The sequence below is a fragment of the Variovorax sp. P4_B11 genome (assembly GCF_056402355.1).
Genome location: NZ_JBFUHO010000095.1, coordinates 1 through 23,282 on the forward strand (window position 1 = coordinate 1; position 23,282 = coordinate 23,282).

The window sequence follows — 23,282 nt, forward strand, 5'->3', positions numbered from 1 at the left end:
GGCGCCAGCGCTTCGGTCGACACCGCCTCGGCCCGCGCCGCGCTGCTGCCGGCGGCGGGCGTCAGCGGCCCGGTCTCCTTCGGCCCCGGCGGCCGCGCGAAGGCCAGCGGCGGCGCCAGCCTGTCGGCCGACGTCGGCGCCGGCGCCGACCTGCATGCACGAATCGGATTCGGAGATTGACGATGCCCATTTCATTCGACGAAGTCTCGGCCGAGATCGAACGCGAGCCGGCCCGCGGCAGCACCGAAGGCGCCGCCGCGACAGCCTCGCCGCCGCCCGATCCGCGTGAGCAGTTCGAGCGCGAGCTGCGCATCTTCTCCGAGCGGCAGGCGCGGCTCTCGGCCGACTGAACGCAGCGCACCAAGGAACGATCGCATGTCCGAAACCAGCCTCAGCCAATCGGCGATCTTCAGCGCCCGCCCGGTGGTGCGCATCGGCGGCCAGGCGGTCGAGCGTGTGACGACGCTGCTGAGCGCGATGCGGATGGAGGAGAGCGAAGGCGGCATGAGCACGCTCGAACTGCGGCTGTCCAATTGGGTCGCCGCCGGCAGCGGCGGCGCCGAGCTGGCCTTCGATGCGCAGTCGCCGCTGAAGCTGGGCGCGGAGCTGCGGGTCGGCACCGGCGACGAGGCGGCGCCGAACGAGATCTTCCGCGGCAAGGTGAGTGCGCTCGAGATGGTCTGCAACTACGGCCAGCCGCCCGAGCTCGTGGTGCTGGCCGAGGACGCACTGAGCGCCGCGCGCCGGGCCCGCCGCACCAAGGTCTACGCGGGCATGACGCCGGCCGACGTGATCCAGGCCGTGGCCGGCAACCTCGGCCTGTCGCCGACGGTGACCGGCCTGGCATCGCCAAGCGGCACCTGGATGCAGCTCAACGAGACCGACCTGGCCTTCCTGCGCCGCCTCGCCGCACGCTTCGAGGCCGACTTGCAAGTCACCGGCACGGCGCTCGCGGTGGCGCCGCGACAGGAGGTGCAGCGCGGCACGATCGAGCTCACGCTCAACAGCCAGTTGGCGCGGGTGCGCATCACGGCCGACCTGGCGGACCAGGTCACGGCCGTGACCACCGCGGGCTGGAACGCGCAGGACGGCAGCGCCGTGAACGGTTCGGCCACGGGCATCACGCATGGCGGGCCGGGCAGCGGCAAGAGCGGCGTGGCCTGGGCCGAGGAAGTCTTCGGCACACGCAGCGAGCATGTCGGCAGCTACGCGGTGTCGACCGACGGCGAGGCGCAGGCGCTGGCCGAGGCCGCGATGGACCAGCGGGCGCGCCGCTTCCTGCGCGCCGAGGGCACGGCCGAGGGCAATGCGCGCATGCGGGTCGGCGCCCAGCTGCGCTTGAGTGGCATCTCGGCGCAGTTCGACAACAGCTACTACGTGACCGAGGCACGGCACCTGTTCGACATGCGGCAGGGCTACCGCACCGAGTTCCGCGCCGAGTGCGCCTACTTGGGCCAATGACATGACCCCCGAGCTCACTTCGTTCACGGCCCCCCGAGGGGGCTCAATGCCCTTCGGACGGCCGGGCGGGCATTGACATGAAGCGCGACGCCGTCTTCCACAACACCGCCGGCTGGATGCAATCCGGCTTCCTCGCGCGCGTGGTCTCGCTCGACGACCCCGACCACCGCAGCCGCGTGCAGGTCAAGCTGCTGTCCTTCGCCGACGTCGCCGAGCAGGACTCGACGATGTGGGCGCGCGTGGTCTCGTCGTTCGCGGGCAGCGATCGCGGCGTGTTCTTCCTGCCCGAGGTCGACGACGAGGTGCTGGTGGTGTTCGTGCAGGGCGACGCGCGCCATCCGCTGGTGATCGGCGGCCTGTGGAACGGCGCGGCGCAACCGCCCGCCGCGATCGAGTCGGGCGGCCGCAACCGCTTCAAGCGCATCAAGTCCAAGAACGGCATCGTCGTCACGCTCGACGACCAGGATGGCCAGGAGACGCTGCAACTCGAGACGCCCGGCGGCCAGAAGCTCACGCTCAAGGACGGCCCGGGCAGCGTGAAGATCGAGGACAGCAACGGCAACTCGATCACGCTCGAATCGGCCGGCATCACGGTGCAGGCCGCGGCCAAGGTCAAGGTGCAGGCCTCGACCGTCGAGGTCACGGCCGGCATGGTGACGGTCGATGCCGCGATGTCGAAGTTCTCGGGCATGGTCAAGTGCGACGTGCTGCAGACCAATGCCGTGATCTCGACCAGCTACACGCCCGGCGCGGGCAACGTCTGGTAGCAGGGAGAGGACGACGCCATGCACGACATCCTCATCGGCGCCCCGCGCGACATGCTGGCAAGTTCCAGGCCCGCGCTGCTTCAGCGCAGCGACGAGGACTTCATCCAGTCGACCCTCGATGAACTGCGCAGCGCGCAGGGCCGCCAGGTGCTGGCCGGCCGTCGCGCCAGGGCGGTGGATGCCCACGGCACGCTGAAGCTGTTCCAGCCGATCCAGCGCCAGTTTCACCTGGCGCTGATCGAGGCCTGGTGCGACACGCCGGGCGCGCCGCGCATCGATCCCCAGCGGGTCGATTCGGCCGGCCTGGTGCTGCGCCGGCTCGATGCCAATGGCGAGCCGCAAGGGTGGATGCGCTCGAACGGAAGGGTGCGCGGCTGGGTGCCGATCTCGCGCGTCGGTGGCAGCGGCAGCGACCCGGCGGCGCGGCACCGGCTGCAGCGCCGGCTCACCGGCGTGGCCGACATCGACCGCCAGCTCGCGGGCTTTGCGCTGCAGCAGCCCGACAACCTGTTCGAGGAAGACGTGGTGCCGCTCTTCATCGCACCGCCCGATGTCTGCGCCGATGCCGGCAAGACCGTGTTCTACGGCATGGTGCCGACCGTCAGCAGCGAGATCAGCGAGGCCGCGCCGGCTGCGGCCGCGCCGGGGTCGGTCGACTTCGGGCCGGACTCGAGCGCCTTCCGCACCCACCTCGTGGCGCCGCTGCGCGGTCTCGAAACGCCGTTCCCGTTCGCCGGCGCCCAGGTGGTGCCGGGCTGGTTCGATGCCAGCGAGTCGCCGGGCGAGGTCAAGCCGGCCGACGTCAGCGCGGCGCAGTTCGCGGCCTTGAAGGCACCGATCGAGGACAGCGAGCAGCCGAGCCAGCCGGCCGGGCAGATGCGCGTCTTCCTGCTGCTGCTGCGCCAGCTCGCGAGCGAGTTCAATGCCTTCGATGGCGGCGCCGAGGCGAATGCGCTGCGGACTGCGCTGTCGACCATCTCGCTGCCGCTGACCCTGAAGGAAGGGCAGATCGAGCGGCTCAGCGTGCGCGCCGATCTTTTCCTCGCCGATGCCTGCAAGGTGCTGCTCAAGAAGGAGCGCATTGCCGCGCCGATCGAGATGCCCGAGCGCTGGCCGGCGCTGAGCCCGCAGACCACGCAGGCGCTGGCCAACGCGATGCATGCCGCGATGCAGGCACGCGCCGCGACGCTGCTGCCGCAGAGCGGCCGCTACGACGAGCCCGGCGCGCGCTACCAGGTGCGCGCCTTCGTCCGCATCAAGCCCGAGGGCGCCTGCCCGACGCGCATCGTCTGGAGCCAGGAGAGCGAGCCCTTCGTGATCGCGCCCTGGTACGAGAGCGCCGATGCGCGGCCGCCGGTGATGATTCCGCTGCCCGATGCCAGCGACCGCGGCATGCTCAAGCAGCTCAAGCCCAACGTCGCCTTCGTGGTGCCGCCGTCGATGCAGAACCTGTTGTCGGGCAAGGCCCGCGACCTGCTCGAAGGCAAGGCCAACATGGGATCGCTCGGCATCACCTGGATCTGCGGCTTCAACATCCCGATCATCACGATCTGTGCCTTCATCGTGCTGAACATCTTCCTCACGCTGTTCAACCTGATCTTCGGCTGGCTCTTCTTCATCAAGATCTGCGTGCCGTTTCCGAAGATGGGCAACAAGGCGCCGGCGAAGCCGCCGTATCCGTCATGAGCGGTTTTCCATTGCTGCCATTGCCCGACGCGAACGGCGCGCTCGCTTGGCCCGATCTTGCGCAGTCGGTGCGCGACGGCATCCGGCTGATTCTTTCGACCCGGCCCGGCGAACAGCTGATGCGGCCCGACTTCGGCGGCGGACTCGACCGGCTGCTGCATGCGCCCAACACGGTCGCCACACGGCGCCAGATCCGCGACCTGGTGCGGGACGCGCTGACGCGCTGGGAGCGCCGCATCCTGCTCGACGCGGTCGAGGTCTGGGAGGTCGACAACGAGCCCAGCGCGCTGCGGGTCGAGATCGTGTTCCGGCTCGCGCGCACGGGCACCCCGGGCGCCATGAACGTCACGGTGCAATTGGAAGGCTGAACCATGCCCATCCTGCCGCCCTCACTCGACGACAGACGCTTCGACGACCTGGTCGAGGACCTGATCGCGCGCATTCCGGCGCACACGCCGGAGTGGACCAACCCGCGGCTCGGCGATCCGGGCCGGACGCTGATCGAGCTCTTCGCCTGGCTCGGCGATGCGCTGCTGTACCGCGCCAACCTGATTCCCGAACGGCAGCGGCTGGTGTTCCTGAAGCTGCTGGGCATGGGCCTGAAGCCCGCGCAGCCGGCGCGCGCCATCGTCAGCCTGGGCTTCGCGCAGCCGACCGAACTCGGCGCCCATACGCTGGCGCCCTATGGCAGCGTGAAGGCGGCCCTGCCCTTCGAGACGCTGGCCGAGACGACCGTGCTGCCGCTCAGCGGCGAGGCCTACATCAAGCGCCGCCTGAGCCCGCAGGAGCGCGCCGATCGCGCCGAGGTGCTGCAAGGCCTGGCGCGCATCCACGGCATCGCGGGCACGCCGCAGGGCTACGAGACCACGCCGGTGTTCGCCGAGGGCAGGGCGGTGCCTGGCGGGCTCGATGTCTTCGGCCGGAGCGCCGACCGCGCGCTGTGGATCGCGCTGCTGGCGCCCGTCGCGCCGCGGCCGGTGGACCAACCGGCCGTCAATGCCGCGGTCACGCTGGCGATGGGCACCGGCGGCGGCGGCTTGCCGGCGCTGCTGTCGGTCGGCGTGGTGCCTGCGCTCACGATGCCGGCGCCGTTCGAGGACGTCGCCGCGCCTGCGCCGGTGCCGGTGCTCTGGGAACTGACGACGCAAGGCGCGAGCGGCTTCGCGACCGACTACCTGACGCTCGGCGTGCAGCCCGGCACCGACAGCAGCGGTGGCCTGGCGCGCGCCGGCACGCTGCGCTTGCAGCTGCCGGGCCAGCGCGACATCTGGGCGCCGCCCAACGATGTCGGCGTCAATCCGCTCGCCGGTGTCGGCGATGCGCCGCCTCGGCTCGACGATCCGGATCGCGCGGGGCGCGTGGTCGCCTGGCTGCGCCTGCGGCCGAAGCCGGGTGAAAGCGTGGCGTCGCTGAAGCTCGCCTGGCTCGGCATCAATGCGGCCGAGGTCGACCAGCGCACCACGGTGACGGCGCGCGTGCTCGGCGCTTCGACCGGTGGCGGCTCGCAGACCTTCTCGCTGCCCTTCGGGTCCGTCGATCCTTCGTCGCTGGTGGTGCAGGTAGAGGAGCCGGGGCAGGGCTACCGCGCCTGGACCGCGGTCGACGACCTGGCTGCGATCAGCGCCGACGCGGCGGTGGCGCGCGAGGCCCGCGTCTTCCAGCTCGATGCCGAGGCCGGCACGCTGTTGTTCGGCGATGGCGTGCGCGGCCGCGTGCCCGAGCGCGAGATGCGGGTGCGGCTGGCGAGCGGGCGCTTTGGCGGTGGCCGCGCCGGCAACCTGCCGCCCGGCAGCATGGGCGAGCTGCGAGCGACGCGCATCGACGCGCGCGCGGCACCGGCGATCGCGGTGCAGCAGCCGCTGGCGGCCGAGGGCGGCGAGGATGCCGAGACGCTGGCGCTGGCGGAGCGCCGCATCCCCGCGATGCTGCGCCATCGGGACCGCGCGGTGACCGAGGAAGACTATCGCCGTCTGGCCGAGGAGGCGCCCGGCATCGAGGTCGGCCGCATCGAGGTGCTGCCGCGCTTCAAGCCCGCCGACCGGCGCTTCAACGTGCCGGGCGTGGTCAGCGTGATGGGCTTGCCGGCCGCGCCGCTGCAGCCGGCGCCGAACCCGCGGCCCGACCGGCCCTTCATCGAGCGGCTGCATGCGCATCTGTCGGTGCGGGTGCCGCTGGCCACCGAGCTGTACGTCATCGGCTGCGACTACGTGGCGCTGGGCATCGCGGTCGCGGTGCGGCTGCGCGACGGCTTCGCGCGCGACAAGGTGCTGCTCGACGTGCGCGAATCGCTGCGCCGCCTGCTGTGGCCGCTGGCGCCGGGCGGGCTCGACCGGAAGGGCTGGCCGCTGGGCCGCGCGGTGCGCAGCCGCGAGCTCGAGGTCGAGGTGTCGCGCGTCGACGGTGTCGACGAGCTGCGCGGCATCACGCTGTTCCAGCGCAACGGCGATGCCTGGCAGGCGCTGCCTTCGATCGCCTCGGACGGCGCGCAGCTCCTGACGCTGCTGGCGTGGCAGTTGCCCGAGCTGCTGGCGGTGGTGGCGGTCGAGGGCGATTCGCCGCCGCGAGATCTGTCGGCGCTGCCGAATCCATTCGCCGATGACAACGCAGTCGCGGTCCCTGTCGTGCCGGAGGTCTGCTGAAATGAAACACCCCCCGAAGCGCCTGCGGCGCCTCCCCCCTCAAGGGGGGCGATACCGGCGGCCCGGCAAAGCCGGTTCCGCGGTATCCCTGGCATTTGCCTGCGCCGGTTTCATGCGTCGCGGGTCACGCGATCACGTGGTGGAGCACTGACATGAAAAGCCCCCACGCGCATCACTTCGTGTATTGCTGCCCCCGCAGGGGGCGCTCAACGCCCTTCGGGCGGCCGGGCGGGCACTGACATGGATGCCAACGGCCTTCGCTTCTGGCAGCTCGCGGAGCGGGCTGCATGGCCCGACCTGCGGCATGCCGGCGTCGCGGGCTCTTGCGCGGCGCTGCGGCTGGCCTCCGAACGTCCGTTGCTGCCGGCGCTCGCGCCCGCCGCGGCTTTCACCGCCGCGCAGGCCGCGCTGGAGGAGGTGCCGCGCGCGGTCGATGCGCTCGAATGCGTGGCCAGCTGGGACGGTGGCGTGCGCGGCGTGGTGGTGCACGGGCCGCTGCCCGACGACGTCCTGCTGCTCGACCTTGACGAGACGCCGAGCGATCTTTGCGTCGTCCATGACGGCGTGCTGCTGATCGTGCGGGCCGGCGGCCTGCTGCTGCACGACCTGCGCGGCCGCTGGGCCGACCTGCCGGTATCGCTCGAGGATTTCGTCGCCTGGCGGGTGGCGCCGATCGCAGCGGACGGCGCGTGGGTGCTCGAACGCACCCGTGGCCGCATCGCGCGGCTGCACGGCAAGCCGCTGCGGGCGCAGACGCCGACCACCGACATGTACGCCCCGCAGGTGTTCCGGCCGGAACCCGAGAACGGCTGTCCGCCGACGCTCGAGCCGTTCGCGACGCTGGCGTTGGGCGCCAGCGAGCGCCTGCTCGCGATCGCCGACGACCGGACCGGGGGGCCGATGCTGCTGTGCTGGCTGGACGGCGAGGGCAGTGCGGCGGTGCGGCGCTGGAATGCGGCCGAGGCCCGCTTCGAGGCGCCGCTGCAGCTCGACGGTGCCGCCTATGCCTATTCGCTCGCCACGCTCGACGGCGACCGGATCGCGCTGCGCGTGCCCGGCCGGCGCGATGCACCGGCCTTCGATCTCGCGGCCGCGGATGCGCAGCGCCGCGTGGTGCCGCTCGGCGAGGTCTTTCCGCTCAACGCCGAGGCGCGCGAGGCCTCGTTCTGCGGCGGCGTGCGCGAGGACGGCCAGCCGCCCCGCTACCCGGTGGCGGCGCGTCGGGCCGAGCCTCTCCATGCGCTGTCCTACCAGACCTCGGCGCGGCGCGGCGAGGCGCGCAATTTCCTCGCCGCGGCGGGGGACGATTTCCGTGCCTCGCTGATCGACAGCGGCGACACCACCACCGTCTGGCACCGGCTCAATGCCGAAGCCGTGATTCCGCCGCACTGCGGCTTCGTGGTCTGGCTGGCCGCGACCAATGTCGCCCGGCCGCCGGCCGACGACGACGGCACGCAATGGCATCCGCATGCTTTCGGCCGCGAGGCCGCCGCCATCGACGAGGGCGCCGGCGGCCCACAGGTGCCGAACGCCGCGTGGGACCGGGCGCCGAGCGAACTGGCCGGCCATCCGGGCTTGCTGTCCGGCGATCGCGTACCCGGCCAGCGCGGCCTGTTCGGCGTGCTGGTGCAGGCCAGCCGCCGGCGCGTGCGCACGCTGCAGGGACGCTACCTGTGGTTGCGCGTGGTGCTGTCGGGCGATGGCCGCGCCAGCCCCGAGATCATTGCGCTGCGCGCCTGGGCCAGCCGCTTCTCCTACGTCGACCGCTACCTTCCGCGGGTCTATCGCGAGAGCCTGTTCGGCGATGCGGCGCTCGCGCCCGGAGTCGGCGCCGGCCGCATCGAGATCGCGCACGCGGCAGCGCTGGATGCCGGCGGCGCGCTCGACGACACGGTGCGCGCCCGGCTGATGCTGGCCGGCGTCCGGCCCGGCGCGGCGACTTCGGTGACGGTCGAGCGCGCGGGCCAGGCCTGGCTGCTGCACGATGCCGCGAGCGCCTGGCGGCTGCGGCGCGAGACCGACACACAGGGCGCGGTGCCGGTGGACTTCATCGCGATCTACCAGCCGCAGGCCACGCCGGCGGACTTCAATGCGCGACTGGTCGCGAACTTCGAGGGCGTGCTCACCCAGCTGGAGGACCGCGTGGCGGCGGCCCATCTGCTGAGCGATCCGCAAGGGGTGCCGGAGCCGAATCTCGAATGGCTGGGAGCCTGGATCGGTGTCGCCTTCGATCCCGCGCTGCCCGCCGACCGGCGGCGCGAATGGCTGCGCGCCGCCCCCGATCTGGCGCGCCGCCACGGCACCCGCGACGGCTTGCGGCTGGCGCTCGACGTCGCCAGCGGCGGTGCGGTGCGCGGCGGTGAGATCGTGGTGGTCGAGGACTTCAGGCTGCGCCGCATCCTGGCGACGCTGCTCGGCGTCGACATGAGCGATGCGCACGATCCGCTGCTGCCCGGCCTGCACCAGAGCGGCAACTCGATCGTCGGCGACACGCTGTTCGTCGGCAGCAGCGAAGGCGCGGAGCTCGCGGCGCTGTACGCCGATGTCGCGACCAGCGACAGCGAGGACGCGGCCGCGCTCGACTTCCTCGGCCGGCTGGCCCATCGCGCCACGGTGCTGGTGCATCAGGCGCTCGAGCCGCAGGACTTCGCGCTGATCCGCCGCATCGCGCAGCTCGAAGCGCCGGCGCATGTCTTGGTGCGCGTGGTGGGCGCGACCTGGCCGTTGCTGGTCGGCATCGCCAGCCTGGTGGGTGTCGATACCTATCTCGGGCCGCCGCGCCGACCGCGGCCGGTGCGGGTCGGTGTGTCCTCGATCGGCCTCGGGGATCGGCTCATCGGGCCCGGCGTGCTCGACCCGCGGCTCGCGGGCAACACCGGGGCGCTGGTCGGGCCGCCAGTGGCCGATGCGGGGCGCGACCGCGCGGTGCCGGTGGGCACCAGCTTCGTGCTGGATGGCAGTGGGTCGCGTGCGCCTGAAGGGCGACGCATCACCGAATACCGGTGGCGGCTGTTGCCGCCGCAGGACTGAAGCCGGGAGTGTCATGAAACTCTTTTTGGGACGAATTGCGTTCAGCGTTGCGTGGACGGCGATGGCGGGCGGTATGCCCTGGGCCGGCCGACGTCACCGGCCCTTCGGGCTGCCCTGCGCTGCTCGCGGTACGCGGGGTCCGCGCAAACTCGCTTCGCTCAAACACGCGCGGCCCTCTTTCCGCGCACCGCTGCGCTGCTCGGCGGTGCCTCAACGGCCGGCCCAGGGCATACCGCCCACCACCGCGGACACCTTGGGGGTGAACTGTTCGCCGCATGCGCATCGCCTGCTCGCAAGCTTCATCGTTGGAGACGTACACGCCCCTCGGTTCCCCCCCCGGAGCCCGGCCCGCACCGCGTGCCGGGCGCCCACCCCAAGGGAAACGACAAGACGCCCCAGATTCCTTTCAACCCCAGGAGAAACCACATGGCTGAATTCGTGATCGGTACCGACATCAGCACCGCCGAGGCGGTGATCGAAGTCACGGTGAGCCCCGACAAGCCGTTGCCGGTGGGCCGGCAGATCTTCCGGCTGATCGTGGTCGACGACTCGGGCAACGAGTCCAAGCCCGACCAGATCGTGGTCATCATCGCCGACCAGGCGGCCCCGACCGCGGTACTCCAGGGGCCGCAGACCGTGGCCTCGGGCACCAGCTTCAAGCTCAGCGGCGAGAAGTCCTTCGACGTCGGCGGGGGCAAGGTGGTCAAGTACGTCTGGACCTACGTCGGCCCGGCCACCTGAGGACGACGGGGACGCACCATGGTCGCCTTCGCCATCGGCAAGCCCGTCACCACCGATGTCCCCGGCATCGAAGTGGACGGCCTGCCCGCGGGCAGCCATCGCTTCCAGCTGGTGGTCGAGGACAGGAACGGCGTGCGCTCGCAGCCCCACCAGATCGTGGTGCTGGTACGCGACCGCGTGCTGCCGCCGATCGATCCGCCGATCGTGCGGCCGCCGGTGGTGGGGCCGGTCGTCGACCCGGTGCGCCCGCCCATCACCGGCCCCGTCATCGCCGGTCCGCTGGTCTCGCCGCTGGTCGTGCGCGACGCCGGCCCGGTGCCGCCCCCGCCCAAGCCGACCCCGGCACGCAAAAGCAAGAGGAGAAAGCCATGACCATCCTGGCCACCGCTGCCGACCCGCTGTTCGCGCAGCCACGCGCCGAGCGGCCGGCCTATGCCACCGGCATGCTGCTCGACGCGCAGGACTTCAGCGACGAGCAGACCTACCACCGCGGCCGCCTCGCGCTCGCCTTGTCGCTGTTGGCCGGCGGCGGCACGCTGGCCGGGCTCGCGGTCGAGCACCAGCCGCAGAGCGCGACCCAGGCCGAGGAGGTGCGGGTGCGGCCCGGCGTCGCGGTCGACCGGCTCGGCCGCCTGGTCGAGCTGCCGCGTCCGGCCTGCCGCGGGCTGGCCGACTGGTTCGCCGATGTCGCGGCCGCCGACGGCGGCGATACGCTGCGCACCAGCGCCTACGACAACCTGCAGCGCTTCGTTTCGGCGCGCTTCCTCGCAGCCAACCCGGCGCTGCCCGCGCGCGCCGTGGTGGCCGATGTCTACCTGCGCTTCGCCCAGTGCGCGGTGGGCCTGACGCCGAGCTTCGCGGCCGGCCCTTTCGACGCGCTCAACGCGGTGTCGATCTCACGCATCCGCGATGCCTACGAACTGATGATGGTGCCGCGCACCGGTCTCTCGGACACCCAGGCCGGCCTGCCGCTGCCGCCGGCCGGCCCGCTGCTCGGCACCGGCAGCGCGAGCGAGCGAAGTGCGGCGGCGCAGGATGCCGTGCTCGGCGGCTATGTCGCGAGCGGCCACGTCGGCGGCACCGCGCAGGGCCTGCCGCCGGGGCCCGAGCATCCGCCGAACCTGGATACCAGCGCGGTCTTCATCGCCCGCGTGCTGCTGCCGGTGGGCGCCGCCAATCCGCCGCAGCGCACGGCCGACGTGCCGCTGGTCGACAACTTCTCGCGCCGCTTCCTGCCCTCGATGCCATTGCTGTGGCAGTCGGCGGGCCTTTGATTTGCCAGCCTTCCGGAGCCCGCCATGGCCACCTCGCTTCTCGATTCGCGCAGCTCGAACTTCTCGAACGTCGCGCGCGGCGCCTCGCGCGAACAGATCGCCCTCGACGAGGTGCGCCGGCTGCGCAGCAGCGGCGTGCTGGTGGAGGACGCGCGGCGCGAGCGGCCGCGCTATTTCGATGGCCGTTTCCTGGCGGCGCGCGACCTGATCAAGGACCAGCAGTACTTCCTCACGCGCGAAGCCGACCTCGGTCGCGCGGCCGGCTCGGGCGTGGCGACCGGCTTGCAGGTCGACATCGGGGACAGCGCCTCGCAACTCGTCATCGGCGCCGGGCAGGGCATCACGCCGACCGGCGAGCTGGTGCTGCTGCCGGCCGACCTGCGCATCAACTTGAGCGACCTGCCGCTGGCCGAGCAGCTGTCGGCGCGCTTCGGCCTCGGCCGCATTCCGGCGGCGCCGATGCGCAGCCGCACCGGGCTCTTCGTGCTGGCGCTGCGGCCGGTGGAGTACACGGCCAATCCGATCGGCGCCTATCCGACCACGCTGACCGGCCCGCGCACGGTGGAGGACGGCGACGTGATCGAGGCCACCGCCGTGACGCTGGTGCCGTGGCAGGACGACGGCGCCGCCGATGCGCTGCAGGCCCGCCGCGCGCATGCAGCGCGGACGATCTTCGTGCAGGGCGGCAATGCGGCGGTGGCTTCGGGCCTGCTGCCGCTCGCGATGCTGGCGCTCGAAGGCAACAGGCTGGTCTGGATCGACGAGGCGATGGTGCGGCGCGAACTCGGCGCCGACCGCGGCGACCTGCCGGGCCTGGGTTTCGCGCCGCGCGCGCTGCGGCTCGCGCACCTGATGCAGCACACCACCCACCTGGAGGACGTGACGCGCCAGCTCGGCGGCCGCAGCTTCCCGGCGGCGACGCAGTTCGAGGCGCTGCCGCCGGCCGGCCCGCTGCCGCCCGGCATCATCGCCACCAGCGATTTCACGCAGCGCTACTTCCCCACGGAGGTGGATGTCGACTTCTCGGTGATCCCGGAGGACGAGCTGCCCGCGCTGGTGGAAGAGTCGCTCGCGCTGCCGCCGATCGACCTGCAGGACAGCGAGGCCGCGCTCGACCGCACCGCGGTGCTGGTGCTGGCGCCGGTCCCGCGCGCCGAATGGCGCGCGGTGATCGCGCGGCTCGAGTCGCGCGTGCGCACGCTCCGTCCCGCGGCACCGAACCAGGTCGCGCTGCGCAAGCCGCTGGAGATCCTCACGCGGCTGCGGCTGCCCCTGCCGCTTCCGGCGCCGGCGCCTTCGGATGCCGAGTGGACGCGGCTGGCCAACCTGCCTCGCCTCTGGTACGTGCGGCGGCGCAACCTGGCCTACCGCGACGACCTGGCCGGCACGCCGCTGGCGGTGATCGGCGGACCGACGCCGGCGCCTGCACCCGCCGCGCCGCGCGCCGTGCGGGTCGCCGTGCCATCCGCTGCGCCCAAGGCAGCGGCCGCGAAGAAGGCCGCAGCCAAGAAGACCACCCGGGCATCGGCCGCCGAGCCGGCTTCGCGGTCGACCAGCCCCAAGGCTTCGTCCCGGGCCGCGGCAAAGAAGGCGGCGCACAAGAAGCCCGCCTGAACGCGACCGCCCCGATCACCGAGCACGCCACAAGGAACCGCCATGGCCATCCGACCCATCGCCACGCCGCTTGCCGGTGAAAGAGTGCTGGCGCTGTCGCCCGAGAACGCGACCGATGCCTCCACCTTCTGGCAGCGGCGGCTCAACCTCTTCGCCGGCCGCGCGCTGTCGGCCGGCGCGCTGGCGCAGCGCCAGGCCTGGCAGGCCGGCCACATCGCGCAGCGCGGCCAGGACTGGGTGCCCGGCACGGTCGACGGCTTCGAGGCCGTGGTGCGGGGCGCCACGGGCGGCACGCGCTTCGCCGAGGTCGCGGTGCACATCGCCAGCGGCCGCGGGCTCGCGGTGACCGGCGAGGACGCGGTGCTGCGCCAGCCGCTCTCGACCACGCTGGCCGACCTGCCGGTGGTCGCGCCGCCGGGCTTCTTCGACGACGGCAGCGGCGTTGGCGCACCCACGGCCGACGGTTCGCTGAACCCGCGCGAGATCGGCGCCGCGCTCGGCGCGCTGTCCGCCGCTTCGCGGGCGGCCCTGCCGACCACCGGGATCCTGCTGCTGCAGCCGGCCCTGGCCGACACCTCCGAGTTCGATCCCGAGGACCCCTGCGAGCGCTCGGCCTGCGACGAGGGCAGCACCGGCGACCCGAGCGTGTTCGAGGACTGGCGCATCGGCGACGCGGTGCGACTGCTTTGGTACGTGTGGCCGAGCGAATGGCGCGCCTTGCCGGCGCCCGGCCCGGGCGCGCGCAATGCGCTGGCCTGGACCATCTTCGAGGCCGAGGCCGAACTGGCCGCCGCCAGCGCGCTGCCGTGGGAGGGCTGGGGCGTGCCGGTGGCGCTGGTGCAACTCGACCTCGCCACCGAGCAGCCGCTGTGGGCCGATCGCGCGAGCGTGGTGCGCCGCGGCGGCCTGGCGCGCAACGCCCGGCTGCAACTGGCCACCGGCACCGCCGGTGCGCCGCTGCTGGTGGCCAGCAGCCGGCTGCCCTCGCTGCAGCAGGCGCGCATCGAGCAGTTCGCCGAGGAGGTCGCCGCGCTGTCCGCCGACGCCGCGCTCGCGCCCGAGCAATTGGCGACTTCGTTCCCGGGCTTCCTGCCGCCGATGGGACTGCTGCCGCGCAACTGCTACGAACCGGTGACGCGCCGCAGCGCCTTCTTCCCGGCCGGCTTCGATATCGACGCGGTGCCGGTGCCGGTCGAGCAACTCGACATCGCGGCGCGTGCCAATGCGGCGCTGGCACCGCTCGACATGCAGGCCACGGAGAGCGTGCGGCTGCTGGTGCCGGTGCCGCTGGCTTCGTGGGAGCCGCGGCTGTTGATCACCAACGAGACCCCCGACCCGGAATTCCAGCGCACGCTCGATCGTTTCCTGCGGGTCCGTTCGCGCACGCTGGGCTTGCGCCAGGGCCTGCGCCTGCGGCAGTCGGTGCTCAAGCACGGGCTCGACGGCCAGCCGCCGCAGGTGGTGGCCTGGAACGATGACGACGATGCGGTCGAAACCGAAACGCTGTCGCCCTGGGGCCCGGCGCCGGCGGGTGGCGGCCACCGCAGCCGGCTGGTCGCGGGCCTGCACCAGCACTACTTCGAGCGTGCCACGCAAACGCTGGCGCCTGGCGGCGACCCTCTCTACTGCTGGGTCAACCTCGACCCCGACCATCCGCCGCGCACGCTGATGCTGCAGTGGCACGTGGCCGGCGCCGACTGGGAGCATCGCGCCTACTGGGGCGAGAATCTGATCGCCTTCGGTACCGACGGCACCGCCTCGCGCCGGCGCATCGGCGAGCTGCCGGTGCTGGGCGGCTGGGTGCGGCTCGAGGTGCCGGCGGCCAGCGTCGGCGTCGCCAACGCCACCCTCGACGGCATGGCCTTCACCTTGTTCGACGGCCGCGCCGCCTACGGCATGACCGGCAGCGGCAGCGGCGCCAGCGAACGCAAGTGGTTCTGCAACGTGCTGCCCGACGGTGCCCGGCTGTTCGGCGACGACGGCTGGGAGATGCTGACCGCCAACGACCTGTGGACCCCGTTCGAGCCCACGCTGGGCGTGCTGCCGGCGACGCCCGCGGCGCCGCCTTTCACCTCGGGCGGCCATGCGGATGCGCCGGCCAAGGGCCTGCACTTCCACCGCTACGACATCGCGCTGGCGCCGGCGCCGCGGCCGCCGGCCTTCGCCGTGCAGCCGACCGAGAGCCTGTACGCCTGGGTCTACCTCGACCCCAACGACCCGCCGCGCGAGATCCAGCTGCAGTGGCGGGTGCCCGACGGCAACATCGCGCGGCGCGCCTACTGGGGCTGGAACCAGATCCCGTCGAACGTCGCCGATGCGCATGCCGGCGTCTATGCCGGCCCGCTGCCGCAGCCGGGTGGCTGGGCCCGCCTGTCGGTCGCGCTGTCGGCGCTCGACCTGCCCAACGGCGCGGCCTTCACGGCGCTCGATTTCATGCAGTTCGACGGCTTCGCGGTGTTCGGCCCCGCGGGCGCATTGAGCACCGCCGCCACCGGCGCGCCGATCACCGAGCGTCCCTGGATTGCGGTCACCGATGCGCCCGGCGGCGGACCGACCACCAATCCGGGCTGGAGCCTGCTGACCGCCGCGCAGTTGCGCGCGCCGTCGGCCGCCTCGATCAACGGCAAGGTGGCGGCGCTCGACGACCTGTTCGCGCACCCGGCGCTGCAGGTCTTGTCGGCCCACGAGCGCATGCAGCTCTACCTGCTGGGCATCGACGGCTTCTCGGCCTACCTGAAGTCGCGCACCGACCGCGCCGACGACCTGGTCGACTACGGCTTCGTGAAGGTGCAGACCGACGTCTACCGCGTGCGCCAGCTGATGCTGGGCACCACCGCGGCGACCCGGCTCGCGGTCTCCCCGGTGCTGGCGACGATCGCCCAGGCCGAGACCGCGACCGCTTCGCAGGAGCAGATCTCCAGCTTCATCGCCGACCTGAAGAAGAAGGTGGTCGCGACCCCGCCGCCTCCTGCGCCGGCGGCCCCGGTGCGCGCGGTCGCGAGTGCCGCTGCCGCGGCTGCCGCGGTCGGCGCGCGGGCCGGTGATCTGCTCCTGTCGCCGCTGGCCACGCGCGTCGACACCGGCGTGATCTCGGTCGGCGGCAGCGTCGGCACCCGGCTCGGCACCGGCGTGATCGGCACCACGCTGGGCGACACGGCAACGGTCAAGCTGCCGATCTCGACCGGCCTGGCCGGCAGCATCGGCAGCAGGGTCGAGCTGTTCGACACGCGGGCGCTCAGCGACATCCAGGTGATCGGCATCGGCGGCAAGGCCGCGGCGCCGTCGCCTTCCGACGTCGCCAACGCCGACCCGCTGACCGGCAGCGCCTTCATCCGCACCACCACCATCGCCAAGCGGCTCGAGGATCCCAAGTCGAAGGAGGCGCGCGACTATGCCACCTCCTCGCGCTACGAGGCGGTGCTGTCGCTGGTGCGGCTGGCCGACACGCTGACCGCGGAGGATGGCGGCGTCACGCCGGGCCTGTTCCAGGACGTGTCGATGCGCGGGCTCGAGGGCGACACCTTCCTCGACGACCTGAAGCCGGAGGCCGGGCCGCCGCCGCTCGAGCGGCCCTTCACCGACTTCCTGGTCAAGCGGCCGCTGCTCGGGGCGCTGCTCAAGGTGCCGACGCGGCTGCCGGCCGGCCAGACCACCGGCGATCCGGACGAGGGCGCGATGTTCTCCGACAGCACCGACCTGTCCGACCACGTGGTGGCGCTGATGCGCAAGATGGAAGGCCGCATCAAGCTCTACCGCGATGCGCTCGGCGTCTGCAATGCCGCGGCCACCGGCGTGCGCGGCGCGCTGGCCGCGGTCGGGACGCGGCTGGTCGGCGTCGCCGACGAACTGGCCGAGGCGCGCCACGACGTCAGCGTCGCGCGCTCGCTGCTGGCCGAGGAAAGCGAGCGGCTCGACGCGGTCAACGCGAACCGCATCCGGGTGCTGGCCGACGAGGTCAAGTTCCTGGCCTTCGTGCGGCCGCGCGAGGTCGAGAACCTGCTGGCCACGCCGACCCATTCGGTCGACCCCGGCCTGCTCGAGGCGCCGGTGCCGGCCTGCCTGCGCGCGCATCCCGATGTGCCCGACGAGATCGCCGACATGATGCGCGTGGTGCGCGAGGCGCCGGCCCACTGGTTCGTCGCCGCGCCGCCGATCCTGCAGCGGCTCGACCGCTCGGAGCCGCTGTTGCGCATGGTGCAGGTGGCCAAGACCCGCGCGCTGTCGGGGCTGGCGACGCCGATCGTCGCCGCCACCGCGGGCGTGACGAAGATCAGCCAGGCCATCGCCGGTGTCGCGACGCGGCAGGTGCAGGCGCTGGCGCCGCGCATCGCGGCGATGCAGGCGCTCGACCTCGCGGCCCTCGCCGGCCTCACCTGGCAGGGCCAGCGCGTGCAGGCCGAGCAGGTGGTGTCCTTCGCCGACCTGGCCGACGGCGGCCACGGCCGCGCGGACGTCGCGCGCAGCGCCGCGGCCGAACTCGAGAACATCCGCAGCATCGCGGTCTGCCTGCACGCCGAGTTCTCGGCCGTGCTGCCGGCGCTGCGGCTGCAGTGGGCCGAGACGCTGTCGGAGTTCGACGCCGCGCCCAACCTGCGCAACCTCGCGAGCCTGCCGCGCTGGTCGGGGATCGCCTTCGAGGACCGCCAGCAGATGCAAGGCTACGTCGACTGGCTGTTCGGCCAGATCGAGCCGAACAAGCCCGATGCGGTGGCGCTGGTCAACGACGTGGTGCGCATGTGCCTGCTGCTCGCGAGCCACGCGCCGGTCGACCGCATCATCACGGGCCGCCTGGCGCGGCCGATGCCGGCGGTGGTCGTCGGCACGCGCATCCCGTTGCTGGCGATCGACGCCTCGAAGCTGCGCGTCGGCATGCAGGCCGTGGCCTACCGCGGCGAGCAGGTGGTGGCGCGGGCGCTGGTGGAAGACATCGGCAACGCCGAGATCTCGGCGCGGGTGGTGCAAACGATGGCGATGCAGGTCGAACTCGGCACCGACGTGCGGATTCATTTCGACGACGGCGCGATGCTGAGCATGAAGACGGCCAGCGCCAGGCGCACCTTGTTCGGACGTTGAGCTTCGCCATGAGCCTGCCGCAACGTCACGCCCGTCGCCTGCGGCTCGTGGCCGGCAGCAAGGAGGCGGCGCGCGCCGCGGTGGTGCGGATCGAGGACGCGCTGCGCTGCGCCAGCCTGCCCGATGCCGGCGCGCGGCTGCTGCTGGTGCGGCGGCTGGCGCTGGGCCGGCTGCCCCGGCAGGCGTCGTCGCAGGCCATCGCGCGCGTGATCGAGGCCCGTTTCGCCGAGAGCGGCGCGCTCTGGACCGAGGGCGCGCTGGACGACCAGACCCGGGCCGAGCGCGTGGTGTTCGCGAGCGCCTGGCATGCGCGCGTGGCACTGGCGAGCCGGCTGCTGCGCGGGGAGTGCGCGAGCGCCTGGTACTGGCCGCTGGCGGTGCCCGAGTTCCGTGCCGGCATTGACGCCGGCGACAACCTGCGCGCGATCGCGGCCACGCTGGCCCGATCGGCCGAGGCGCGCGTGGCGCTGCCGGCTTGGGCCCTGCGCGTGGCGAGCGCGGGCGGTGCGCAGCGGCTGGCGGCGCTGATACCGGAGCGCATCGGCGAAGCGCTGCTGCGCGCGGCGGGCTTGCCGCTGCCGGACGTGGAGGAGGCCCGGGCGATCGGCGATGCCGATGTGTCGCCGGCACGTTCCGCTGCGGCGATCGGCCGAGCGGCTGCCGAACGCCGAATCCCGGCGACGCCACCGTGGTTGCAGGGCCTGCTGCAGGCCGCTGGACGGCGCGATGCCGAACCCCGCAGGACGTTGCCGCAGGCCCGGCACGCGTCGCCCCTCGCGACCGCGCCCGGGGCGTCGTCGATCGTCCGCGACAAGCCGGCATTGCCCCTGGAACCCTTCAGCAGCCTGGCGCCCGAAGCCCGGGCGCACCGCGCGCCTCTGCCAAAGCCCGTGCCGGCGCTGAGGCCGCTGGTTCGAGCGCCGATGGCTCGCGATGCGCCTGCGGCTGGCGAGGCGTCGGCCTCCCCGCAGCCCGATGTCGATGCGTCCATCGTGCCGTCCGGCGGCGACTTTCGGGATACCGGCGATCTCGGCGAAACCGGCTTCGACACGCTTCCCACCGCCTTCGACACCCTTCCCACCGCCTTCGCCGGCCTGCCTCTTCTGCTGCCGGTGCTGGCCCATGTCGGCCTGCCGCACTGGGCCGAGGCAGAGGCTGGCGCGGGCGATCCGACCGACTGGACGCGCGCGGTGCTGGCCGCCGCCCTGGTCCGCCTGCGGGCGCCGGTGGACGATCCGGCGTGGGCGATCGCGATGCCCGAGGCGCCATGGCCGCCGCTGCTGGCCGACGGCCGGCGCGCCGACGAACGGGTCGACTGCTGGTTGACCACGGCGCGCCGCTGGCTGCGCCGCCAAGCCCGCATCGGCCTCGCGAGCCTGGTCCGCCGGCCCGGCCGGCTGGGCCTCACACCGACCCACCTCGACATGCATTTCGCGCTGTCGACCGTCGACCTGCGCGTGCGCCGTCTCGGGCTCGACATCGATCCGGGCTGGCTGCCGTGGTTCGGCCGCGTGGTGAGCTTCCACTACGACGCATCGGAGCCATGAACGCGCCCACACGCACGCTGCCGGCGCCCGAGCTTCATGCGCTGGCGTTGTCGGCGCTGCATGGCCTCGAGCCGCAGGCCGGGCCGCAGTCCGATGCGGAAGCCCGCTGGCTGGCGAGCCGCTGCGCGGCCTTCGAGGACGGCCCGCGCGGCGCGCTGCAAGCCTGGATCGCGGTGCCACCGGCCGAAGACCAACTGCTGCACACGCTGGCTGCCACCTTGCCGCTGCAACCGGTGGAGCTGATCGCTGTGGCGCTGGCGGCGGCGGTCGAGACCGACGCGATGGCCGGCCGCGTGCTGGCCTGGCTGCAGGCGCCGGTCGGCGGCTCGCGGCCCACGGTCGGGCTGGTGCTGGCCGCGGCCGAGGCGCTCGGGCTCAGCGGCTCGGTGCTGACCCTGTTCGAAGGCGCGGCCCGCGAACACGGCCTGCTGCAGCTCGATGCCGACATCGAGGCCAGCCGCCGGCCGCTGCCCGAGCAGGCTTTGCAGGTGCCGGTGCCGCTGGTGCTGGCGCTGCGCGAGGGCCGCTCGCTGTGGCCCGGCGTCGCGCTGCGCCGCGGCGATCCAGCGGCCGCGGTGCCGTCGCTGGCCCGCGCGGCGGCGCACCAGGCCCAGGCGCTGAAGGCCAGCGGCGGCGCGCTGGCGATTCGCAGCGGCCATCCGCGCGAGGCCCGCAGCGCGGCCGAACTGGTGGCCGAGGCGCTGGGCCTGCGCGCCGCCTTCTTCGAGCAGGAGCCGCAAAAGGGCGCGGGCCTGTGGCTGGCGCTCGCGGGCGCGCTGCCGGTGCTGTGCCTCGAACTCGCGCCCGGCGAGGCGCGCAGGCTGCCGCGCCTGCCGGGCTACCGCGGCCCGCTGCTGGTGGCCTGCGGGCCCGACGGCAGCTTCGAGCGCGACGGCGACACGGTCGACAGCTGGCGCGTTCCTCTTCCCGACGCGGCCGAGCGCACCGGGCTCTGGCAGCGGCACCTGGCGGACCCCGAGACCGCCCGGCGCGTGGGCGTGCAGTACCGCTACGACGCCGCGCGCATCGAGCAGCTGGGCCGCGCGGCGCGCTACCAGGCCGGGCTCGAGGGCGCGACCTCGCTGCACCGCGGCCATGTCGGCACGGCCGCGCGCAGTGGCGTGGCGGCCGAACTCGGCACCCTGGCCGAGCTGATGCCGGAGGAGATCGCCGAGGAGGTTCTGGTGATCCCGCCGGCGCTGCGCGACGGCCTGCAGTCGCTGCGCCGCCGCTGCGAGTTGCGCGAGAGCCTGGCCGAGGGCCTCGGCGCCTCGGCCCGCACCCGCTACAAGCCGGGCGTGCGCGCGCTCTTCGTCGGTCCCTCGGGCACCGGCAAGACGCTGGCCGCGGGCTGGCTGGCGACGCAGCTCGGGTTGCCGCTGTACCGGGTCGACGTCGCCTCGGTCACCAGCAAGTACATCGGCGAGACCGAGAAGAACCTGGCGCAGCTGTTCGCGCGCGCCGAGCATGCCGAGGTGCTGCTGCTGTTCGACGAGGCCGACTCGCTGTTCGGCAAGCGCACCGAGGTCAAGGAGTCGAACGACCGCTTCGCCAACGCGCAGACCAACTACCTGCTGCAGCGCATCGAGTCCTTCGAAGGCATCGTGGTGCTGACCAGCAACAGCCGCACGCGCTTCGACAGCGCCTTCACGCGGCGGCTCGACGCGATCCTCGATTTTCCGCAGCCGACGCCCGAGGAGCGGCGCGCGCTGTGGATCGGCCACCTGGGCGATGCGCATGTGCTGTCGAGCGGCGACCTGAACCGCCTGGCGGTGGGCTGCGACCTGGCCGGTGGCCACATCCGCAACATCGTGCTGGGCGCTGCGACGCGCGCGCGCCACGAGGCGCGGCCGATCGGCTATGCGGACGCGCTGCATGCGGTCGCCGCCGAATGCCGCAAGCTCGGCCGGCAGATGCCCGCGGTCCTGGGGCCGGGCCTGCCGGAGGCGTGATGGGCGCGGCGCTGGCGCTGTCTCCGCGCGTGCGGGCACCGCCGCGCCGGGAGCCGCGCGCGGAGCCTGCCACGCGCGAGCCGCTGGGCGAGCCGCGGTCCGAGACGCCGGTGCCGGAGGTTGCCGGCATGCCCAGGTACCTCGGGGCCGAATCCGCGCTCGCGACCGCGGTCGGCGCCGCCGAGCAAACGATGACGGCCGAGGGCCCGCTGGCCAGCGTGGTCGACGACAGCGTGCCGCTGCGCCAGTCGATCGCTGCGCGGCGCGAGAGTGCGGCCGAGCTGCCTGAAGCGACCGAGGCCATCGCCTCGTTCGCGCCGGAGCCGGTGGAGGAGGTCGGTGCTTCCGTGCCCGAGCCCGGCGCCGATGCGTCGCGCGCGCGATCGCGCTCGGTCGATGGCGGCGGTGGGGGCGACGAAGAAGGCGGTGCCGACGAGGCCGCGCCCGCCGGTGAAGAGCCGCTGCCCGAAGGCGCCGCCGAGGGTGGCGCCGCCGATGCGGGCGCAGGCGCCGGGGGGGAGGGCGCAGAAGGTGGCGGATCCGGTGCCCCGGGCCGGGGCAGCGGCGGCCCGGCCGCCGATGGCGCCGCAGCCGGCGGCGACGCACCCGGCGGAGGCGACGCGATGGCGGCGCTGGCGACCGGCGACATCGCGATGATCGACACCGAGCTGGCCGAGCACCAGCGTTGGGGTGCCGCCGCGGCGCGTGTCGGCGCCGCCGGCAGCACGACCCGCGCCGACTTCATCGTCGCCGCGGCCGGTGCCGGCGCGCTGGGCGCCTTCGGCCATGGCGCGCTGATGGGCGCCGCGATGGGAGCCGGCACCCAGGCCGTGGAGCTCGGCGTCGGCCGGCTGGTGGCCCGGCTGGCGGGGCCGGCGCTGGCGCGCAGCTTTCCGCTGCCGGCGATCGGCGCGGTGATCGGGGGCGTCTTCTCGGCCTACGACCTCGCGACCCGCGACTGGGGCCGCACCGGCGAGACCATCGGCCGCTTCGGCGAGGGCGGCTCGATCTACGAGCAGTTGGCCAACAGCATCGCCGCGGTGTCCGAGATCATCGGCATCGCGACGGCGGTGCTCAACGTGATCGCAGGCGTGATCGGCGCGATCTCGATCGCGATGTGGATCATCACCGTGCTGACCGTCGGCGTCGCCACGCCGCTGGCCGCGACGCTGTCGACCATCGCGGGCGCGATCGGCATCGCCACGATGATCCTCGACGGCATCAATGCGCTGGTGCTGCAGCGTCTCGTGACCTTGTTCCGCGCGCTCCACACCTTCACCAGCCAGGCCGACCCGACCGATGTCGAGGCCCAGGGCGGGCGCATCGGCGAGGCCGCCGGCGCCAGTGCCGGCTTCGTCGGCGGCATGGCGGGCGGGCTGGCCGGTGCCGGCCTCACCGGCGCCGCCGGCCGCCGCATGGGCCTGGGCCACGAGCCGCCGCCGCGCGTGCCCGATGCCGAGCCGCCGCGCGTGGCCTCCGGCGACGGGCCGACGATCAC

General features: G+C 73.3%; 15 protein-coding genes and 1 pseudogene. All 16 read left to right on the forward strand.

Going from position 1 to position 23,282, the window contains the following annotated elements; translation table 11 throughout:
- Positions 1-180, forward strand: a 180-nt coding sequence (locus tag AC1DYD_RS38715; protein WP_478178029.1) for a hypothetical protein, incomplete at its 5' end; no start/stop codon positions are given.
- Between the two features lie 2 nt (positions 181-182).
- Positions 183-350, forward strand: coding sequence for a hypothetical protein (locus tag AC1DYD_RS38720; protein WP_478178030.1), 168 nt, complete (start codon positions 183-185; stop codon positions 348-350).
- A 25-nt stretch (positions 351-375) separates the two neighbouring features.
- Positions 376-1,461, forward strand: coding sequence for a phage late control D family protein (locus tag AC1DYD_RS38725; protein WP_478178031.1), 1,086 nt, complete (start codon positions 376-378; stop codon positions 1,459-1,461).
- A 77-nt stretch (positions 1,462-1,538) separates the two neighbouring features.
- A complete protein-coding gene (locus AC1DYD_RS38730; protein ID WP_478178032.1) occupies positions 1,539-2,228 on the forward strand; it encodes a phage baseplate assembly protein V in 690 nt (229 codons plus the stop codon).
- Positions 2,229-2,246: 18 nt separating this feature from the next.
- Positions 2,247-3,914 carry a hypothetical protein gene (locus AC1DYD_RS38735; protein WP_478178033.1) on the forward strand — a complete coding sequence of 556 codons (1,668 nt, stop codon included), beginning with the start codon at positions 2,247-2,249 and terminating at the stop codon, positions 3,912-3,914.
- Positions 3,911-4,282: a GPW/gp25 family protein gene (locus AC1DYD_RS38740; protein WP_478178034.1), complete on the forward strand. Its 372-nt coding sequence runs from the start codon at positions 3,911-3,913 to the stop codon at positions 4,280-4,282. Before AC1DYD_RS38735 ends, AC1DYD_RS38740 begins: the two co-directional genes overlap by 4 nt.
- A gap of 3 nt (positions 4,283-4,285) precedes the next feature.
- On the forward strand, positions 4,286-6,553 hold the full coding sequence (locus AC1DYD_RS38745; RefSeq protein ID WP_478178035.1) for a putative baseplate assembly protein: 2,268 nt from the start codon (positions 4,286-4,288) through the stop codon (positions 6,551-6,553).
- A gap of 240 nt (positions 6,554-6,793) precedes the next feature.
- On the forward strand, positions 6,794-9,583 hold the full coding sequence (locus AC1DYD_RS38750) for a phage tail protein (RefSeq protein ID WP_478178036.1): 2,790 nt from the start codon (positions 6,794-6,796) through the stop codon (positions 9,581-9,583).
- Positions 9,584-10,009: 426 nt separating this feature from the next.
- Complete coding sequence (locus AC1DYD_RS38755) at positions 10,010-10,324, forward strand: hypothetical protein (RefSeq protein WP_478178037.1); 315 nt, start codon at positions 10,010-10,012, stop codon at positions 10,322-10,324.
- Between the two features lie 18 nt (positions 10,325-10,342).
- A complete protein-coding gene (locus AC1DYD_RS38760; RefSeq protein WP_478178038.1) occupies positions 10,343-10,696 on the forward strand; it encodes a hypothetical protein in 354 nt (117 codons plus the stop codon).
- A complete protein-coding gene (locus AC1DYD_RS38765) occupies positions 10,693-11,598 on the forward strand; it encodes a hypothetical protein (RefSeq protein WP_478178039.1) in 906 nt (301 codons plus the stop codon). The genes AC1DYD_RS38760 and AC1DYD_RS38765 overlap by 4 nt, the downstream gene beginning before the upstream one ends.
- Before the next feature lie 24 nt (positions 11,599-11,622).
- Positions 11,623-13,212, forward strand: a complete 1,590-nt coding sequence (locus AC1DYD_RS38770; protein ID WP_478178040.1) for a hypothetical protein — start codon at positions 11,623-11,625, stop codon at positions 13,210-13,212.
- A 42-nt stretch (positions 13,213-13,254) separates the two neighbouring features.
- Complete coding sequence (locus AC1DYD_RS38775; protein WP_478178041.1) at positions 13,255-18,285, forward strand: hypothetical protein; 5,031 nt, start codon at positions 13,255-13,257, stop codon at positions 18,283-18,285.
- 8 nt (positions 18,286-18,293) lie between these two features.
- The gene (locus AC1DYD_RS38780; RefSeq protein WP_478178042.1) at positions 18,294-19,832 is read left to right on the forward strand and encodes a hypothetical protein; all 1,539 of its coding nucleotides are present in this window, start codon (positions 18,294-18,296) and stop codon (positions 19,830-19,832) included.
- Positions 19,829-21,784 carry an ATP-binding protein gene (locus AC1DYD_RS38785; RefSeq protein ID WP_478178043.1) on the forward strand — a complete coding sequence of 652 codons (1,956 nt, stop codon included), beginning with the start codon at positions 19,829-19,831 and terminating at the stop codon, positions 21,782-21,784. Before AC1DYD_RS38780 ends, AC1DYD_RS38785 begins: the two co-directional genes overlap by 4 nt.
- Positions 21,784-23,282: pseudogene (locus tag AC1DYD_RS38790) on the forward strand (hypothetical protein); the annotation flags it as partial. The gene AC1DYD_RS38785 and the pseudogene AC1DYD_RS38790, both read left to right, overlap by 1 nt.

Coding starts and splice junctions, on each gene's coding strand:
- AC1DYD_RS38740 (WP_478178034.1), top strand. CDS start 3,911: ATGAGCGGTTTTCCATTGCTGCCATTGCCCGACGCGAACGGCGCGCTC.
- AC1DYD_RS38725 (WP_478178031.1), top strand. CDS start 376: ATGTCCGAAACCAGCCTCAGCCAATCGGCGATCTTCAGCGCCCGCCCG.
- AC1DYD_RS38770 (WP_478178040.1), top strand. CDS start 11,623: ATGGCCACCTCGCTTCTCGATTCGCGCAGCTCGAACTTCTCGAACGTC.
- AC1DYD_RS38765 (WP_478178039.1), top strand. CDS start 10,693: ATGACCATCCTGGCCACCGCTGCCGACCCGCTGTTCGCGCAGCCACGC.
- AC1DYD_RS38780 (WP_478178042.1), top strand. CDS start 18,294: ATGAGCCTGCCGCAACGTCACGCCCGTCGCCTGCGGCTCGTGGCCGGC.
- AC1DYD_RS38720 (WP_478178030.1), top strand. CDS start 183: ATGCCCATTTCATTCGACGAAGTCTCGGCCGAGATCGAACGCGAGCCG.
- AC1DYD_RS38775 (WP_478178041.1), top strand. CDS start 13,255: ATGGCCATCCGACCCATCGCCACGCCGCTTGCCGGTGAAAGAGTGCTG.
- AC1DYD_RS38735 (WP_478178033.1), top strand. CDS start 2,247: ATGCACGACATCCTCATCGGCGCCCCGCGCGACATGCTGGCAAGTTCC.
- AC1DYD_RS38730 (WP_478178032.1), top strand. CDS start 1,539: ATGAAGCGCGACGCCGTCTTCCACAACACCGCCGGCTGGATGCAATCC.
- AC1DYD_RS38785 (WP_478178043.1), top strand. CDS start 19,829: ATGAACGCGCCCACACGCACGCTGCCGGCGCCCGAGCTTCATGCGCTG.
- AC1DYD_RS38760 (WP_478178038.1), top strand. CDS start 10,343: ATGGTCGCCTTCGCCATCGGCAAGCCCGTCACCACCGATGTCCCCGGC.
- AC1DYD_RS38745 (WP_478178035.1), top strand. CDS start 4,286: ATGCCCATCCTGCCGCCCTCACTCGACGACAGACGCTTCGACGACCTG.
- AC1DYD_RS38750 (WP_478178036.1), top strand. CDS start 6,794: ATGGATGCCAACGGCCTTCGCTTCTGGCAGCTCGCGGAGCGGGCTGCA.
- AC1DYD_RS38755 (WP_478178037.1), top strand. CDS start 10,010: ATGGCTGAATTCGTGATCGGTACCGACATCAGCACCGCCGAGGCGGTG.